Origin of the sequence: Methylosinus sp. H3A, assembly GCF_015709455.1 — a bacterium.
Classification (GTDB): Bacteria; Pseudomonadota; Alphaproteobacteria; order Rhizobiales; family Beijerinckiaceae; genus Methylosinus.
In genome coordinates, this window is sequence record NZ_JADNQW010000007.1 from 21,686 (window position 1) to 39,136 (window position 17,451).

Below are 17,451 nucleotides of genomic sequence, written 5' to 3' on the forward strand. Positions count from 1 at the left end.
CGAGATCTCCAATCTGGTTTCATGAACGCGTTGGACCGCGCCGGATACGCAGCGCGAATAGACTCAGCTCGTTCGGCCTGCGCCTGCCTTGTACTCCTCATAGAGGAGTTGCAATCGCTCCCTGACAAAATCCCCGAACTGTGGGACGACACGATCGTCGAAAGTGAGTGTCAGTCTCTTACCCGAGCGCATGATGCGGGCGGCGCGAGTCCCGTCCTCCGCACTCCAGGCTTCCGCTCGACTGCGCATTTCCTTGACTCGCAGCCGGCTGTAGAGCGTTTCGAAACGCTTATCGGTGTCCAATTCTCGAAACGAGGTCTCTTCCGTTATGGCTCGCGCGCGCGCGCGATTGTCCCCCTCTTCGAGAAGTTCCGTCAGTTCCTGCCACCGAACGCGGCCAAATCCAGGAGCCGGCCCGATCGCATCGATCACCGATCCGGGAACCCGCGTCGCAATGGCGATGAGGCGAGAGAGCGCCGCTTTGTCGACATTGAGGGCCGCCATTATGATCTCGCGCGAGAATTTCCGATGCTCGAGGCGCTCCGCAAAGCGGGCGCGCTCGATGAACGTAAGATCGGTCCGCCCGCTGTTTTCCTGTCCCTGAGCGACGACCAGTTGCTCGTCGGTCAGCTCTCTCACGACCGCGCGAACTTTGATCCCGAGCTCGCGCGCGGCGCGCAATCTGCGATGCCCGAACGCAACCTCGAACCGATCGGGCGCCTTTGGGCGAACGAGAATCGGGACATTTTGCCCGTGCTCGCGGATCATCTCTCGAAACGCGGCGTTTTGCTCCAGAGTGGACTCCATGCGATCCGGCACGAAGGAAGCGTCGATGAGGGCCGTGTCGATTTCGACGACTGTTCGACCCTCGACGAGCTTCTGTTCGATCTCTTCGGCTCGTTTCACCCGCTCAGAGATGTCCCTAGAGACTGTGAGATGGCGCCGAGAGCGCTGGACTGCTTGATGGGGCGCTCCAAGCCGAGAAGCGGACGAGCCGGATGCGAAGGCGCGTTGCGGGTCTCCGATTCGTGCGTCCGGGCGTCGTCCGAAGGAGCATCGAAGCTGATTTTCCGCGCCATTGTCAGTGCCTCCCCCACGCCTGACGTAAGAGACTTTCGATTTCGCCATTGACGAGATCCAAGGCCTCGACAGCGCGGTCGTAAGTGCCGCGCGTGAACTGTTGACGCTCCACCTCGTAGAGCGTCTGCTTCGTCAGACCGGCGTCGGCGATCGCTGTGCTTTTCACCATCGGGTGGGTCAGGACTCGGGAGCCGAAGATCGAACGCATGAGCCCGACCATTGTGGTCTGGGGGCCATCGCTCGGCTCGTAGCGCGTCACGAGATATCGCATCCAATCATATTGAGTCGCGCCTCCAGCATTGGCGACAACGTCGAGCAAGCTCCCGGTCATGTTCAGAAATTGCGACATCGACATCACGTCGAGCATCTGCGGATGCACCGTTATCAAGACCGCCGTCGCCGCGCAGAGCGCAGAGAGAGTCAGAAAACCGAGCTGCGGCGGACAGTCGATCACGACCACATCGTAAGCAAAGCTCACCTGTGAAAGCGCCTCTCCTATTCTTGCGAAAAAGAGAGAGCCTGCTCCTCGCCGCTCCATCAATTCCTTTGGCGTCTCATGCTCGAATTCCATGAGCTCCAACTGACCGGGAACGACATGCAGATTTGGTATGTACGTCGCGCGGACAATTTCGGCCATTTCTCGCCGATTGGAATCGTAGCGAATGGCTCCGTAAATCGTCTCGCTTTCGCCGACGTCGAGTTCTGGCTGATGGCCGAAAAATGTCGAGAGACTCGCCTGCGGGTCCAGATCGACCGCCAATACCCGATACCCACGAAACGCTAGAAATTGAGCGAGATGCGCAGCCGTCGTCGTCTTGCCGCTTCCACCCTTGAAATTCATGACCGAAATAATTTGCAACGCCTCACGGCCCTTCCGATGAGGCACATACCGCCGCGCCCCTTTGCCGCTGCGGTCGAGCTCGGCCCGCAGAGCGTCGATGTCTTCGATCGAATAGGTGCGACGATTATTCGGTTGAACGGGCGGCCCCTTTCCTTCCGCGACGAGTTGGCGCAAATATCCTTCGTGGATGCCGATGAACTTTGCCGCCTCCGAGGGAGAAAATCGACGAATCGTCTTCTGAGCCGAGGGAGGGAAGTCGCGAATCTGCTGTGCGCGAAGACGCATGGACAATTCTGCCGCGTCGGCGTTGATCAGCGCCCGCAGGTCATTGAGACCGCGCTCCTGGCATATAGTCGACGTCGGCATTCGCATTCCCTGCATCTGTGGAAATAATAGCTGCTAGCCCAAAAATGCGCTGATCGGGAGTAAGGCCCGATTCGCTTTGAGCCGCAAGGTTTTTTTGTTTAACGAGACATTGCCGCTGCGGTTGCCACATGCAACGCTGTGAGCGCCAACACGCTGATCACTCGTTCAGTTGCACACTGACAACTCGGCGAGGTCATCGAGAACTGCTCCGGCCAGCCGTGTGGGGAGCGTGCTCGGGCACCATCCCGGCCTCGGCAGTTGCACGCGTGCAACTTAAGTCCCTACGCTAGAGACTCTCACGGGTCGCGACAGGATAGCCGATTGCCCCCGCATGCCAAAGGCATCCTCGCGCAGAGAGAGGAAAAGCCCGACGTCACGATCATGGAGTTGAGCGAGACGCTCAGGGGAGCGTCGGCGCTGGCTAGGGGCGTCTGGCGGTTCGTCCCGCGCATGGGATCACGCGCAAAAAGAAGACAGGCCATCCTCGGAGCAGACAAGGAAAATGTCGCCTCTGCCCGAGACGAATGCTTCGGGGACAGCTCGATCTCGACCCAGGAAAACGCGCTTTCATCGTCGAGAGGAATTTGATGCGGTGTCGAAGCCGTGCGCTGGACGGGGAGAGCCGCCAAGCGTCGGCCCGATTGGGGAACGCCGACGCTCTCCGCGAAAGAGATCGCTTATGGATAATATCCGCGCTCGCCAAATCATGAGCGTTCCGGAAACGATCGAAGCGACAGGCTCGAAGGCCCTTTATGTTCCGCCGCCTTATTCGCCGGACTTCCATCCGATCGAGAAATTCTTCGCGAAGATCGAATCAGCTCTCGGGCGCGTCGCGGCTCCGGCAGACGATGCGCTCGACGCCGCGGTGACCCAAGCCTTTCGAAGCTTCACGTCGAGAGAATGCACGCATTTGCTTTGCCGCCTTTGGCGACGATGTCGCTCGATCGAATTCCGCCAGTGCGCAGCCCTTTAGTTGTCCGCGTGCAACTCGGTGGCTAAAAGCGGGCCTCGATGGGGCAGATCAGCGCAGATGAATGTTCACCTCGTCAAAAACGTAGCCCGCAAAATCACGTGCGAACGAGGTGGCCTGCGCCGACAGGGATACGCCATGAGCCCCTCGAGATCGACAGAAGGGCCTCCGAAGCCGTCGGGTCGGGCAAGATTCGGCAAGAAGATGGGGCCGACAGACTTGGGAGCCAGCGTCGGAGCCTCTGAGAAGGGCAGGGGACAAAGACGCCTGAACTGCAAGAAATGGCTGCGATGAGCTCGAGCTCCCAAGTGCCCTGATTTAACACGCCACCGCGAAGGAAATGACGATAGCCATACTCGGTCATCCATTGCGCCCGCGCCAAATGGCTCCGCCGAGCGCGGCGCGCGAGATCAGCTTGCAGAGTGGGGTCCTACGACCTTTTTCCAAGCGGGGCCGTCCCGTTTCGCGTCGAGTAACTGCAAATATTTAATCAGACGCTATTCGTCATAGCCCGGCATGGGGCACAAGTCGAGAGGCAGTTTTCGCCTGGCAGGTTGAAAACCTCACTGCTTGAACGCCGATTCCCGGACCCTCTTGAAAGCGGGGACGTTGAAAGCTCCGGGCAGTTCGCTCACACGTCGAGTTTTTGATTTCGGCCGCCCCTCGGCAAACCGCTTTCGGCATGAGCCCGTTCCTGAAATGAATCCCACAAAAATCGGCTTGTAGCCGCCGAGGCCCGGCATTTGACGATGAGGGATATGAAGCTCGACAATTCGCCGCAAAATCCGATTCGCCCTCCGCGCGCCTTCGAGGTAATGATCGCAAGGCTCCTGCAGGAGACCTCGGTTGAGGATTCGAGCGGATTATCGGACATGATACAAGCCTGACGAGCGCGGCGCTTATTGCGCCGTTTTGAATGATAAAGCGCCGTCATCGACACGGTCCCGCCTTGCGCAGTTTCGCCCGTGATCGCCCTTCTCAACGACGATTCCCCGCCCATCGATGATCCTGTCGACCCGCTGTTGCGCCCGCGAGCGCCGCGCAACGGTCCTTCCGATTGACGATACGTCGACGGACCTCGTCCTTCTTCCTAGGGCCTGTTGGGATTCGGCGTGAGCTTATCACGGCGGCAGCGAGATGGATCATGGCGCAGAAGCTCTGATCTGTCTTGTCGGCTCGCATCGCGATGCGTTTGAACTCTTTGAGCTTGCCGAAGAAATTTTCGATCAGATGCCGCCATTTATATATTTCCAGATCGATTTTGCGCGGCTGACTGCGGCGCGGGTGTTGTGAAATCACGACCTTAGCGTCGAGGTCGGCGATAATGGCGTTGCTGTCGAAGGCCTTGTCGGCGATCAGCGCGGCGAAAGACAATCCTTCGATCAACGGCGGCACATCGACGGCGTCGAAACGCTGCCCCGGCATCAGACGAAAGCGCACGAGATTGCCGAGCGCATCGGTGAGCGCCAGAATTTTCGTGGTCACGCCGCCTCGGGATTTGCCTATGGCCTGGCTCGAAGTCCCCCTTTTGCGCCCTGACCGTGGCGGTGGACCTTCACGATCGTCGCATCGACCATCACATATTCCATGTCGGGCTCATCAGAGACAGCGTCGAATATTCGCTGCCAGACATCAGCCTTCACCCAGTCACGAAAACGCGTGTATGCGGTGCTCCAGTTGCCGAAAAGCGCTGGCAGATCGCGCCAGGGACTTCCTGTGCGCGCGATCCACAACACTGCCTCCACGAAGAGGCGGTTGTCCCTGCCGCTGCGGCCGGGATCACTGGCCTTGCCGAGGCAAAGCGGCTCCATCTTCGCCCATTGGGCGTCCGTCAATGCGAATCGATCCATCCAAAGCTTGAATCACGCCAAGCTAAAAATAGGAATCCTGAATCCCAACAGGCCCTAGCGCAGCTACCTGTCCAGCCCGGATAGAAGGGTGACAAAACGGACCGGAAAGAAGGGTGACAGTTTTCTCTCGGCTGGGAGGGCCAGCCGATGCCTTGGCGAGAGAACTGCGCAATGGACGAACGGCTTCGGTTCGTGTCGGAGAGCCATTCTGGGTTGTGGACGATGACGGAGCTTTGCGAGCGATACGAGATCAGCCGCAAGACGGGCTATAAATGGCTGGAGCGGTATTGCGTGGAAGGGGCGGCCGGGCTTTCGGAACGCTCGCGGGCTCCGTATCGCCACGGTCGAGCGACGCCGACGGCGCTGGCGGAGCAGATTGTCGCGCTGCGGCAAGATCGTCCGAGCTGGGGACCGCGCAAGATCATCGCCAAGCTTTCGGCGCGGGAGCCGACGCTGGAGTGGCCGTCGGCGTCGACGGCGGGCGAGATATTGAAGCGAGCGGGCCTTGTGGGCGGGCGGCGCTTTCGCCGGCGCGGTCCGCCGCGGCTCTACGAGCTGACGACGCCGGAGCGCGCCAATCATGTGTGGGGCGTGGACCACAAGGGCTGGATCCGGCTCGGCGACGGCTCGCGGGTGGAGCCGCTGACGATCACCGACGGCTTCAGCCGCTTTCTGCTCGGGCTTTCGGCGACGCAGAGCACGCGCGCGGAGGAAGCGCGGCCGGCCTTCGAGCGGACCTTCGCGGAATTCGGCCTGCCGACGGCGATCCGTTCGGACAATGGGCCGCCTTTCGCATCGGCGGGGGTGTGCGGGCTGACGGCTCTATCGGCATGGTGGATCAAGCTGGGCATCCGGCACGAGCGGATCGATCCTGGCCAACCGCAGCAGAACGGAAGGCACGAGCGGTTTCATCTGACGCTGCTGGAGGCGATGCGTCCGCCTTCGCCGGATTTGGCGGAGCAGGCGGCGCGCTTTGCGCGGTTTCTGCGCGACTACAACGAGGAGCGTCCGCACGAAGCTCTGGGCCAGAAGACGCCGTCGAGCCTCTACACGGCGTCGGAGCGCCGCCTGCCGGATCGTCTACCCGAGCCGGAGTATCCGGCGGAGGCGGCGGTGAGGCAGGTGCGGTCGAACGGCGAGATCAAATGGCGCGGCGAGACGGTGTTCGTCTCGGAGGCGCTGATCGGCGAAGCGGTCGCTGTGGAGGAGACGGAGAGCGGCGAGTTCCTCGTCCGCTTCTTCGATCATCCGCTCTGCGTGATCGACCAACACACGCCGAGGTTGCGGCGGATCGCCATCGGCGCGCGCGCCGACGCCGATCCGCCGCAACCTCGGGACACCCCAAAAACTGTCACCCATGTATCCGGTTAGGTCTGTTACCCATGTATCCGCTGGACAACCCCATCGGAATCTTCCCAGCCGTACGAACACGACCGGATAGATCGGTCGACGTTCGCCGCGCTATGTCGTCTCGCCGGCTAGTTAGGCGCGTGTCTCGCGATCCATGATGGGCAGAGTGATCACTCACCCGAAGTGCGGTAGCGTCGAAAAGCAAGTCGAGGCGATCATGTGATGACTCGTTGGTGAGCGTTTCCAACGATCATACTCGAAGGTTCCGCCGCAGATATTTCGCGACAGTTCCGCCGCGAGAATGGTGCGAGGCGAAAAATCAATTTGCCATCATCTCGACGATCCCTTCGTCTCGACATGACGGGAATTCAGCCCCGCACACGAAATTCCTGATAGTCCGCCAGCGGCGAGGCGCTCGCGCGACCGCCTGACGACCAATATCTATCTGGCCATGCGCGGTCTCGTTGTCTCGTTCGCTTCCTTTTCAGCGCCGGCCAAGTGGGCAACGCATCGACCTCATAGGCCGAGAACAAGACAGTGCTCGCGAACCCAAGCATAGGTCTCAAAGCCTTGACGAGACGGCGCAGACCAGACATCACATCGATCATCTGAGGTTGGAGTCCCCGAAATTGCGCCTACCCACCACGCCGCGACCTGTCGCGATCGTCCGAGAGCGCCTGGCGCGGTCGAATCGCGAACCGGACGACACGAGGTGATGCGTCGATCCACACGATACGACGTCGGCGATAGAGAGAACGACGGGGAGAACGCATCTGCCGGGGCGCCGTGCGCCTTGGCGCGGATATTTGTATTCATTGGGACGCTCGCAATCGCGGCGCTGTCACTCATTCCCGGCTCTCTGCGGCCGCACACCGAATTGCCGGGCCGAGCCGAACATTTCTCGATCTATGCGGCAGTTAGTTTTTGTGTGGCTCTCGGCTACGTCTCTAGGCGCCAGCGGCTACTGATTTGCCTCGGCCTCGCAGCCGCCAGCGGCGTTTTCGAACTGTTGCAGGCGTATGTTCCAAATCGCTCCCCGAGTCTCTATGATGCGCTGGCGAGCGCTGCGGGTGTCGCCGCCGCGCAGATATCATGGGCTGCGGCGGCATGGATTTGGCGACAACTGCCCGATCGAACGCCGGAGAATCGCAAGGGCTTCAGGCCCCACTGACGACGGATCCTGTCGAAGTCGTGAGCGATCAAGGAGTTCGGGCACGCGCCGCAATCGGTTCGATTGCATTTCCAGCGTATCGAATTTTCGACAGAATTCTCGAGACCAACTTTTCCTTTGGAGCGGATTCTGACCGCTGGAACGATCCCGCTCGAACGGGAAGCGCTCGCGTCCACGCGACGCCGAGCCGGCGCACCGCGATGGCGAGCGGTATGACGTCGCCGTCCGACGAAATCTGTCGACATCGAAAGCGGCTGCAACGCTTTTTGCCTTGGACGACTGGAAACGCAAAGGTGGGAAGAGTTGATGTAAGCAACTGCATCCGACGCCGTTTCAGCGCTCTACGCTACACGCCGGCCTCGTAACGCCGTCGTCATGAATGAGGCGAGTTCGGTAATTTATCCAACGAGCGCCAAGGCCGATTGTGCCCTATAACCGGCTCCAGAACAGACGCTACTTGAACCATTCGATCCGCGAGCTTGCCTCGCAAATAATTTCGTTCGCGCGCATTTGAATTTAGATTCGAGGCGGCATTGATGCGTCAATCTCGTTCGCTGTTCATCGAGCTTGCTCTCGTCGCCATCCAGGCGGTCGCTCTCTCGAGAGACAATTTCGGGATCGCAGACGCGACATTGGCTTGTGCTGTCCAAGCGCGCTTTATCATCCGCTCCCGCGAGCGCGCGCCGCGAGCGCAAATCGCTTTGTTGAAGCGGCACATATCCGCTGTCTCCTTCAGCGACGCCGAACCGGCCGACCTGCCGCCCGTCGGGCGCGCGATCGATTTCGTCGGTTCTCACATCTTTCTGGCGATCCTCGCTTCGTTCGAATTTTTCGCTGCGACATTGACTGCAATCGGACGTCCGATGGCCGGTGACGTTCCGGCGGCTGCTGATCGCCGATCAGCTCGAATCCGTCTCGTTGCTCCACGCGACGCGAGAACAGCGCGCGACTCGGCGCCCTTGGCTTTCTCTACCCTGTGAAGGGTCGCATGGCCTCACGTTGCGCGAGACGATAAGCGCGACTGCGCCTTCGTTCGGCGGGGTGACGACAAAATCGAGCGTCGGGTGAAGCGGTTCACCCGAAGTGCGGTAGCGTGGGGCAAACGAACGTCTCTCGTCACATTCTGCGCCGCATTCGAGCCTCTCTCGAATTTTCCCAAAGGCCAAAAACCGTTTCACGACCTCACCTTTAACCGCGATGGACGGCATGATGCTAACCACGAAAATGCAACAGCGCGCGCCTATCGATGCTCTCGAAGAACGTCTGAGGCGCAGGCACGCGCTGATCGGCGTGATCGGACTAGGCTATGTCGGTCTGCCGATCTGCATCGCTGCCGCTGAAGTCGGATCGCGTGTGCTGGGGTTCGACGTCGATCCCATGAAGCCCGAGGCGCTGGCGAAGGGAAAAAGCTACCTCAAGCATATTTCGGACAATCGCATTCGCCCGCTCGTGAAACAGAATCTGATCGAGGCGACAACCAATTTCGATCGCCTTTCCGAAGCGGACGCCCTGCTGATCTGCGTGCCGACCCCGCTCGACGCTCATCTCGGCCCGGACCTCTCCTTCGTCGTCGCGACGGGAGAGCAGATCGCGTCCCGTTTGAGACCTGGCCAATTGATCATATTGGAGTCCACCACCTATCCCGGAACGACCTATGAAGTGCTGCGGCCGATCCTGGAAACCAGCGGACTCTCATGCGACAGAGACTTTTATCTCGCCTTCTCGCCCGAGCGAGAGGATCCGGGCAATCTGGAATTTTCGACGTCGCGCATCCCGAAGGTCGTCGGCGCCGACAGCGCCGACGCGCGCAGATTGGCCGTCGCGCTCTATGAGCAATTCGTCCCGAGGACCGTCGAGGTCTCCTCGAGCGCAACTGCCGAGGCCGTCAAGCTGACCGAAAACATCTTCCGCGCTGTCAATATCGCGCTCGTCAACGAGCTGAAGCTGGTCTACGGCGCAATGGGCATCGACGTATGGGAAGTGATCGAGGCCGCGAAATCGAAGCCTTTCGGATATATGCCATTCTATCCCGGGCCAGGGCTGGGCGGACATTGCATTCCGATAGATCCTTTCTATCTCACCTGGAAAGCGCGCGAATATGGCGTCGTGACGCGCTTTATCGAACTGGCCGGAGAGATCAATTCCAGCATGCCGCAGCATGTCGTCAATGAGCTGGCGCGGGCTCTCGACGCCACTCGCGGGCGCGGCCTGAACAAGTCGCGCATTTTGGTGCTCGGCGTCGCCTATAAGAAGAACGTCGACGACATCCGAGAAAGCCCGTCGCTGCGACTCATCGAATTGCTCGAAGCGCGTGGAGCGGAGGTGCGTTTCTATGATCCTTACGTCAATATGATCCCGGAAACGCGTGAGCACAAATCTTTGGCCGGGCGTAGGTCCGAAATCTGGGATCCTGTGCAGATCGGCGGCTATGACGCGGTCCTGATCGCGACCGACCACGACGATGTCGATTACGCCGTTCTCGCCTCTCATGCAAAATTGATCGTCGATACGCGAAACGCATGTCGGCGCGGGGGCGTGACGAGCGCCAATGTCGTCCTGGCGTGACGCGGACAGCATTCGCCATCTGCGCGTCGCGCCGATTCAGAGATGGAATAGCCATGTTGGAACTCGAGCCGCGAACGATCGCCTGCGTTGTCGGCGCGCGCCCCAATTTCGTGAAGATCGCGCCTATCATACGCGCCATCTCGGCGCGCAAGGGCCTCGTGGCGCGGCTCATCCATACGGGGCAACATTACGATGTCGCCATGAACGCCGTGTTTTTCGACGAACTCGGCATTCCATTGCCGGATGTAAATCTCGAAGTGGGGTCCGGAACCGGCACGGAGCAGACGGCCCGCATCATGTTGGGAATGGAGTCCGAGCTGTCGAATAAAACGCCAGATCTCCTGCTCGTAGTCGGCGACGTCAACTCGACGGTCGCCTCCGCGCTCGTCGCCGCTAAGCTGCGCATTCCGATCGCTCATGTCGAAGCCGGGCTACGCAGCAAGGATCGCTCTATGCCAGAGGAGATCAATCGTCTCATCACAGATCGGCTCTCCGATCTCCTTTTCACGACCGAACATTCCGCCGTCGATAATTTGATCGGAGAAGGCGTTTCTCCGGGACGCATCGTCTTCGTCGGAAATGTGATGATCGATACATTGCATGCGTGCCTACATCGTGCGGCGCCCGCGCGTGAGACTCTCACGGAAATCGGCGTGGCGCCCGCGATCGCCGAAGATGTGGCAAGCCGCGGCTTCGCGCTGGTCACACTGCATCGTCCGTCCAATGTCGACGATCCGGACAAGCTCGCATTGCTTCTCGAGGCTCTGGCCAGGATCGCGCAAAAGATTCCGCTCGTGTTTCCTCTGCATCCGCGCACGGGCTCGATGATCGAGAGCGCTGATCTCGGCGGATTTCTACGCTCCTCTCCCATCATCGTCGCCCCACCGCTCAGCTATCTGCGCGCGATCGGGCTCATGCGCGAAGCGCGCTTCGTCGTCACCGACAGCGGCGGCGTTCAGGAGGAGACGACGGCTCTAGGAACCCCTTGTCTCACGGTGCGAAATAGCACCGAGCGGCCGATCACCATCGAGCAGGGCACAAATCTACTCGTCGCCACGCTCGATGAGCTGAATGCCGCGGTCGACGATATCCTCGACAATGGCGGCAAGAAAGGTCGTATCCCACCCTTGTGGGACGGGCGCGCGGCTGAACGCATCGCAGAGGAGATAGACGCGTTTCTCGCTCACGAGCGCTTGCCTCTACCTGCTTGACGAGGAAATGAGCTGATCGTGCGGATCGTCTTTTTTACGCACTACTACCCGCCCGAGGTAAACGCGCCAGCCTCCAGAACCGCAGAGCATGCCCGCGTTTGGGCGCGCGCTGGGCACGAGGTCATCGTCGTCACCTGCGCGCCGAACCATCCGCGCGGCAAGGTTTATCCCGGATATGTCAATCGGCTCTATCAGACGGAGATGATCGACGGCGTACGCGTGGTGCGCGTGTTCACGCTCATCGCCGCCAATGAAGGTTTCCTGCGTCGGACGTTGAACTACCTCTCTTACGCACTATCGGCGAGCGTGGCGTTCGTCTGGCTCCAGCGCCCGGATGTCGTCATATCGACTTCACCGCAATTTTTTTGCGGCCTCGTCGGCCTCGTCGCTCGTGCGTTGAAGCGGACACCCTGGGTGCTCGAGATACGCGACCTGTGGCCGGAGAGCATTGTGACAGTCGGCGCGATGCGCAATGGATTCCTCATTCACTGTCTCGAGCAGCTCGAGGCGCTGGCCTACCGTCGGGCCGATAGGATCGTCTCCGTGACGGACTCCTTCATGTCTCACATCGCCGCGCGTGGCGGCGCGCCGGAAAAGATAACGGTGATCAAGAATGGCGCCGACCTCGATCGTTTCAACGCGAGCGACGACGTACTCGCGGCGAAAGAGCGGCTCGGCTTGTCAGGCCAATTCGTCGCGGCCTATGTCGGAACGCACGGCATGGCGCACGGTCTCGACACGATCCTGGAGGCGGCCGAGCTGCTGCGAGGGACGACGGGCATTATTTTCCTCCTCGTCGGCGAAGGGGCGGAACGACCACGGCTTCTCCGCCTGAAGGAAGAGAGGCGGCTCGACAATGTCGTGATGCTCGAGCAGCAGCCGAAGGAGACCATGCCGGGCATATGGGCGGCGACGGATGTCAGCCTCATCCTTCTGCGCCGAGACGATCTATTCAAGACCGTGCTGCCTTCCAAAATGTTCGAAGCCATGGCTATGCGCCGTCCGATTGTTCTCGGCGTGGAGGGAGAAGCGCGTAAATTGCTCGAGGAGGCCCTAGCAGGAATTGCGATCACCCCGCAGAGCGCGAATGAGCTGGCCGCTGCAGTCTTGCGGCTCGCCGATGATCGCAATCTCGTTGCTCGGCTCGGCGCCTCAGGCTGCGCGCATGTGCGCGAGCATTACGATCGGGCAATGCTCGCGGCGCGCTATTTAGATGTTCTGTCGGAAACGATCGGAGCCGAAACGGCGCAGCGCCGAGTCGCCGTGCAACTCGAGACGCTGGCCCGCCGATGAAAGAAGGAGCTTTGCACAAGATGGCGCGGGCGATCGCCTTCGGGCGGAACGTGCCGCTCGCCAAATTGGCGCGCCGCTTGGAGCTCGATTTGAGACGACGCGTCGCTCATGTCGGACTGTCGGCGCCGCTCCCGGCCACAGCGCCGCCGCTCGCCGATAAGCCGCCGACGCCTCTTTTCGAGCCGAGGCGAGGAATGGTCGCGCGGATCGGCCGATCCTTGTGCTTCACCTTTCTTCGCCTGTCGCATGCGTCCCCGGCCATCGTCGACTGGCGAATGCGTCGCAGCGATCGAGGCGGCCAGCTCTGGCGAATGAATCTCCATTACATGGAGTATCTGGAGGACGTCGACGACGAGCTGTTCTTCGATCTCGTCAGCCAGTGGACGAACGCCAATCCTCCCTATGCGCGCGACTATTGGAAGGACAGCTGGAACAGCTATGCGCTTTCGTTGCGCGTCGTCGTCTGGATGCAGCAAGCGACCACCCGCGGCGCGCGTCAGACCGTCGACGAGAGCGCGATGATGATCGCTTCGCTCGCCAGACAATTGCGATTTCTGGAAGCCAATCTCGAGACTGACATCGGTGGAAATCACCTCATAAAGAACATCAAAGCGCTGATCTGGGCGTCCGCTTTCTTCACGGGTCGCGACGCGGATCGCTGGCGCGCGTGCGGCTTGCGTTTGCTACGGCGGGAATTACGTTCCCAGATCCTGCCGGATGGGATGCATTATGAGCGTTCGCCATCCTACCACTGCCAGGTCTTTGCCGATCTGCTCGAGTGCCGACATGCGCTCGGCAGCGATCCGTTGAACGGCGAGCTCGACGATGCTCTACACCACATGGCCCAAGTCGTCGCAGATCTTACACATCCGGACGGCTCGGTCGCATTGTTCAACGACGCGGGCCTGTCGATGGCCTATGCGCCGGGCGAATGCCTGGCTGTCTACGAAAAGCTGTTCGGTGGACGGCCGTCGTCCCGCGATGTCTTTGCTTTTCGAGACGCCGGCTACTTCGGGTTACGCAGCGCGGAAAGCTATTTTCTCGCCGATTGCGGCCGCATCGGTCCAGACGATTTGCCCGCACATGCGCATGGCGACGTAGCGAGCTTCGAATGGTCGGTCGGCGGCGCGCGTATCGTCGTCGATCAGGGTGTGTTCGAATATGTCACCGGCGAGCGGCGCGAAATTTCTCGGACGGCGGCGAGCCACAACACATTGTGTTTCGACGGCGCGGATCAGGCCGAATTTTTTGGTTCGTTCCGTTGCGGACGACGGCCTGAAGTCGCCATCCTCTCCTACAGCCGGACTGACGATGGCTTCATGCTCACGGGAGAGCACGACGGTTTTGCACGATTGGCGCAGGCGCCCATCCACATTCGCAGGTTCGCCGTCGAACCGAGCCGAATAACAATCACGGATCGAATCGAAGGTCGCACGAAGCGAGTGGCAAGCATTGGTTTCCTGTTGCATCCGGACGCGCAGGTCGAAATCGCCGGCGCCGTCGCGTCGATAACGCGCGGCGCGGTGGCGATCCGAATGAGCTGTTCCAGGCCGATCGAAATCGAGCCTGCGGTCTGGTGGCCGGATATGGGTCTGGAGTTCGACACGACGCGATTGCGCGTCAAACTCGAGGCCGAAGACGAAGTCACGACGGAGTTGAGCGTCGTTTCGCATTCGGCGGACGAGTAGAAGCAGCGGAGATCTCGTGAAGCAGGTCGAACAGAACTACCGAACCGGCGAATTGCGGGTCGCCGAAGTTCCAGCGCCGAGGGCGATCGAAGGTGGCGTGCTCGTCGCGACCAGAGTGTCGCTGATCAGCTCCGGCACGGAAAAGCAGTTGATCGATCTCGCCAAGGCATCGCTTGTCGGCAAGGCGATCGCGCGTCCGGACCTCGTGCGTCGCGTGTTGCAGAATGTCGGACGCGACGGCCTACGGCCGACGATCGAGAAAGTGTTCGCCAAACTGGATACGCCGATTCCCTTGGGATACAGCCTCGCCGGCGAGGTGGTCGACATCGGACGACGCGGTGGCGCCTATGCCGTCGGTGATCGCATTGCATGCGCGGGCGCAGGACAAGCCAATCACGCCGAGTTCAATGCGGTGCCGAAGCATCTCACCGCGGCCATTCCCGCAGGCATCGACGATGAGGACGCGAGCTTCGTTACGCTCGGCTCGATCGCACTGCAAGGTGTACGCCTCGCTTCGCCGACGCTCGGCGAACGAGTGGTGGTCATGGGCCTTGGCCTTCTCGGGCTGCTCACAGTTCAATTGCTCAAGGCGAACGGCTGTCGCGTTCTGGGCTTCGATCCCAATCCGGCGCGCGCGAAACTAGCGGAGGAGCTAGGCGCGGACGTGGCCGTCAGCGACGACCTGATCGAAGCGACGGCCGGATTCACCAATGAATATGGCGCCGATGCGGTGATCGTCACTGCGTCCAGCAAGTCCAATGAACCGATCAATCTCGCCGCCGAGATCAGCCGACTGAAAGGCCGTATCGTCATTGTCGGAATGGTCGGCATGACCATCGATCGTGAGCCGTTCTACAAGCGCGAATTGGAACTGAAGCTATCACTTTCCTACGGTCCGGGCCGGCATGATCCGGCCTATGAGCAGAACGGGTTGGACTATCCTTTGCCCTATGTGCGCTGGACCGAACAGCGCAATATGGAGGCGTTTCTCGCGCTCGTCGCCGATGGGAAAGTGACGCCGAAGCGGCTCGTCACGCATCGCTTCTCGATCGCGCAGGCGGAGAAGGCGTATGAGCTGCTCGAGAGCGACGAGCCTCATCTCGCCATTCTGATCACATATCCAGAAGCGGCAGGCCGAGCGATCGAAAGACGTCTGCGTCTCGCTCCACCGGCGCTCCGCGCCAGCGGCGGAAACGGCGTCGCTTTCCTCGGCTTCGGAAATTATGCCCAAGGCATGCTGCTGCCGGCGCTGCGCAAGGCGGGCGGCGCGACGCTGACCACGGTGGTGACCGCCACAGGCGTCAGCGCCAGGCGCGCCGCCGAGAAGCATGGCTTTGCCGTCTCGGCGACAGAGCCGGCTGCGGCCTTGGAGGACAATGATACCGACACTGTGTTCATCGCGACGCGACACGACACGCATGCCAGCTTTGCGCGCGACGCCTTGCGATCTGGAAAGCACGTGTTTTGCGAAAAACCACTGGCGATCGACAGCTCCGGCCTGACCGAGGTCCTAGGCGCGGCTGAAATCGGGCCGGGTGTGCTCACCGTCGGATTCAATCGCCGCTTCGCGCCGCTGCTGCAAAAGGCCAAAGCTGCGCTCGAGCCGCGAACGGGGGCGCTCGTGATGCTATATCGCATCAACGCGGGCGCTATCCCGGCCGATAGTTGGATACAGCGCGAGGAAGGAGCTGGCCGCGTGATCGGCGAAGTATGCCATTTCGTGGATGCTTTGACCTTCCTATCCGGAAGCCTACCGATCGAGACGCAAGCAATCGCCACGCGCGATCATGCCGATGCGGTCTCGATCCTCGTCCGCTTCGCCGACGGCTCCAGCGGCACGATCGTCTATTCGTCGATCGGCGACGCGGGCGTGCCGAAGGAATATATCGAAGTCTTCGCCGGGGGGCGCGTGATCCAACTCGATGACTTTCGTTGCCTCACCGTGACGCGGAGCGGCAAGCGCAAGACGACGAAAAGCGCGCAGAACAAGGGCCAGCACGGCCTCGTCTCGGCGTTTCTCGAGGCGACTCGCGGCAAGCGCGAGACGCCCATTCCGCTCGCTCAACTCGTCGCCGTCACAGAAGCGACATTCGCGATCGAGGAATCGCTACGCATCGGCGCGCCGGTCGCGATCCCGGCGAGTCGAGAATGAAAGCGGCAATCCATTTCCTGGTCCGGTCGTGGACTGAGGTCGCCGACAGATGTGTTTTCGATGTCTGCACAAAATGGGCTCGTCCATCACGCCTCGAAAAATCAGGCGAGGCGTCTTCAAATCCGTGCTCGAACTCGAAGCCGAGATCGCCCGCTACATTGGCCGAAATTCCTGCAACCTCTGTCTGAATCGATGCGTTCGGAGGCGATCTTGAACAAGCGCTATGTTCAATATGGCTGCGGCCTCAGCGCCCCGGAAGGGTGGATCAGTTTCGACGCCTCCCCGCGTCTTCGCCTGGAACGTCTGCCAGGAGTTGGCTTGGTGGCCGACACTCTGAACCTCCGCCTGTTTCCGTGCAATGTCGCCTACGGAGATATCGTTGCCGGCTTGCCCGTGCCCGACGGCTCTGTGGACGCGATATACGCCAGTCATGTGCTGGAGCACCTTGCACGGGAAGACGTGTCGCGGGCGATCGCTAACACGTATAAGGCGCTGCGTCCGGGCGGCGTGTTCCGCATGATCGTGCCCGATCTCGCTTCGCGGGCCGAACGCTATCTGCGTGATCGGTGCGAAGGCCGAGGCGAGGCCGCGGACGCTTTCATCGGGGCATGTCACATCGGCTTGTTGCAACGTCGACGCGGCCTGGTCGGAACTCTGCGATCTTTCTTCGGCTACAGCGGCCATCGCTGGATGTATGATCGGGAACTGATGAGCAATCTTCTTCGGGAGGCGGGCTTCGTCGAAATTCGTCCCTGCGAGTTTCATGACAGCAACGATCCCATGTTCGATCTGGTCGAGGATCGCAGGCGTTTCGTCGACGATGGCCATACCGAGGTCGCCCTTCAGGCCCGACGCCCGGACGAACCCCGTGCCACCATCCGTATGTCGGCATGAGAGTCGCTCGCAGGCTCGAG

General features: G+C 60.8%; 13 protein-coding genes and 1 pseudogene. 10 read left to right on the forward strand and 4 right to left on the reverse strand.

All coding sequences use genetic code 11. The features are described from left to right. Window positions 1-63: 63 nt before the first annotated feature. Window positions 64-1,128 (reverse strand): plasmid partitioning protein RepB, encoded by a 1,065-nt coding sequence (gene repB, locus IY145_RS24020; RefSeq protein WP_246722420.1) that lies wholly within the window; start codon window positions 1,126-1,128, stop codon window positions 64-66. Beyond that, the gene (repA, locus tag IY145_RS24025) at window positions 1,082-2,287 is read right to left on the reverse strand and encodes a plasmid partitioning protein RepA (protein ID WP_196410800.1); all 1,206 of its coding nucleotides are present in this window, start codon (window positions 2,285-2,287) and stop codon (window positions 1,082-1,084) included. The genes repB and repA overlap by 47 nt, the downstream gene beginning before the upstream one ends. Window positions 2,288-2,608: 321 nt before the next feature. Between repA and IY145_RS24030 the strand changes: the two genes are divergently transcribed. Then, window positions 2,609-2,875 (forward strand): hypothetical protein, encoded by a 267-nt coding sequence (locus IY145_RS24030; RefSeq protein ID WP_196410801.1) that lies wholly within the window; start codon window positions 2,609-2,611, stop codon window positions 2,873-2,875. Between the two features lie 1,013 nt (window positions 2,876-3,888). On the opposite strand, the gene IY145_RS24035 is transcribed toward IY145_RS24030, so the two are convergent. Further along, window positions 3,889-4,191: a hypothetical protein gene (locus tag IY145_RS24035; protein ID WP_196410802.1), complete on the reverse strand. Its 303-nt coding sequence runs from the start codon at window positions 4,189-4,191 to the stop codon at window positions 3,889-3,891. A gap of 176 nt (window positions 4,192-4,367) precedes the next feature. Continuing rightward, window positions 4,368-5,107 (reverse strand): annotated as a pseudogene (locus IY145_RS24040) (IS5 family transposase); the annotation flags it as partial. 171 nt (window positions 5,108-5,278) lie between these two features. On the opposite strand from IY145_RS24040, the gene IY145_RS24045 reads away from it, so the two are divergent. The 9 genes from IY145_RS24045 (at window position 5,279) to IY145_RS24085 (ending at window position 17,431) form a co-directional block, all read left to right on the forward strand. After that, window positions 5,279-6,478 carry an IS481 family transposase gene (locus tag IY145_RS24045; RefSeq protein ID WP_196410803.1) on the forward strand — a complete coding sequence of 400 codons (1,200 nt, stop codon included), beginning with the start codon at window positions 5,279-5,281 and terminating at the stop codon, window positions 6,476-6,478. A 694-nt stretch (window positions 6,479-7,172) separates the two neighbouring features. Next, on the forward strand, window positions 7,173-7,628 hold the full coding sequence (locus tag IY145_RS26660) for a VanZ family protein (protein ID WP_409455330.1): 456 nt from the start codon (window positions 7,173-7,175) through the stop codon (window positions 7,626-7,628). A 701-nt stretch (window positions 7,629-8,329) separates the two neighbouring features. Then, on the forward strand, window positions 8,330-8,608 hold the full coding sequence (locus IY145_RS24055) for a hypothetical protein (protein WP_196410805.1): 279 nt from the start codon (window positions 8,330-8,332) through the stop codon (window positions 8,606-8,608). Between the two features lie 226 nt (window positions 8,609-8,834). Continuing rightward, window positions 8,835-10,193 (forward strand): nucleotide sugar dehydrogenase, encoded by a 1,359-nt coding sequence (locus IY145_RS24060; RefSeq protein ID WP_281433704.1) that lies wholly within the window; start codon window positions 8,835-8,837, stop codon window positions 10,191-10,193. A 53-nt stretch (window positions 10,194-10,246) separates the two neighbouring features. Beyond that, on the forward strand, window positions 10,247-11,404 hold the full coding sequence (gene wecB, locus IY145_RS24065; protein ID WP_196410806.1) for a non-hydrolyzing UDP-N-acetylglucosamine 2-epimerase: 1,158 nt from the start codon (window positions 10,247-10,249) through the stop codon (window positions 11,402-11,404). Window positions 11,405-11,422: 18 nt separating this feature from the next. Next, window positions 11,423-12,697, forward strand: coding sequence for a glycosyltransferase family 4 protein (locus IY145_RS24070; protein WP_196410807.1), 1,275 nt, complete (start codon window positions 11,423-11,425; stop codon window positions 12,695-12,697). Window positions 12,698-12,717: 20 nt separating this feature from the next. Beyond that, on the forward strand, window positions 12,718-14,385 hold the full coding sequence (locus IY145_RS24075) for an alginate lyase family protein (protein ID WP_196410808.1): 1,668 nt from the start codon (window positions 12,718-12,720) through the stop codon (window positions 14,383-14,385). A gap of 16 nt (window positions 14,386-14,401) precedes the next feature. Continuing rightward, the gene (locus IY145_RS24080; protein WP_196410809.1) at window positions 14,402-16,537 is read left to right on the forward strand and encodes a bi-domain-containing oxidoreductase; all 2,136 of its coding nucleotides are present in this window, start codon (window positions 14,402-14,404) and stop codon (window positions 16,535-16,537) included. Between the two features lie 210 nt (window positions 16,538-16,747). Further along, window positions 16,748-17,431, forward strand: a complete 684-nt coding sequence (locus IY145_RS24085) for a methyltransferase domain-containing protein (protein WP_196410810.1) — start codon at window positions 16,748-16,750, stop codon at window positions 17,429-17,431. The last annotated feature ends 20 nt before the right edge of the window (window positions 17,432-17,451 follow it).

Bases quoted from the DNA above. Each gene is read 5' to 3' on its own strand.
- repB (WP_246722420.1), bottom strand. From the start codon at position 1,128: ATGGCGAAATCGAAAGTCTCTTACGTCAGGCGTGGGGGAGGCACTGAC.
- repA (WP_196410800.1), bottom strand. From the start codon at position 2,287: ATGCCGACGTCGACTATATGCCAGGAGCGCGGTCTCAATGACCTGCGG.
- IY145_RS24035 (WP_196410802.1), bottom strand. From the start codon at position 4,191: ATGACGGCGCTTTATCATTCAAAACGGCGCAATAAGCGCCGCGCTCGT.
- IY145_RS24045 (WP_196410803.1), top strand. From the start codon at position 5,279: ATGGACGAACGGCTTCGGTTCGTGTCGGAGAGCCATTCTGGGTTGTGG.
- IY145_RS26660 (WP_409455330.1), top strand. From the start codon at position 7,173: ATGCGTCGATCCACACGATACGACGTCGGCGATAGAGAGAACGACGGG.
- IY145_RS24060 (WP_281433704.1), top strand. From the start codon at position 8,835: ATGATGCTAACCACGAAAATGCAACAGCGCGCGCCTATCGATGCTCTC.
- wecB (WP_196410806.1), top strand. From the start codon at position 10,247: ATGTTGGAACTCGAGCCGCGAACGATCGCCTGCGTTGTCGGCGCGCGC.
- IY145_RS24075 (WP_196410808.1), top strand. From the start codon at position 12,718: ATGGCGCGGGCGATCGCCTTCGGGCGGAACGTGCCGCTCGCCAAATTG.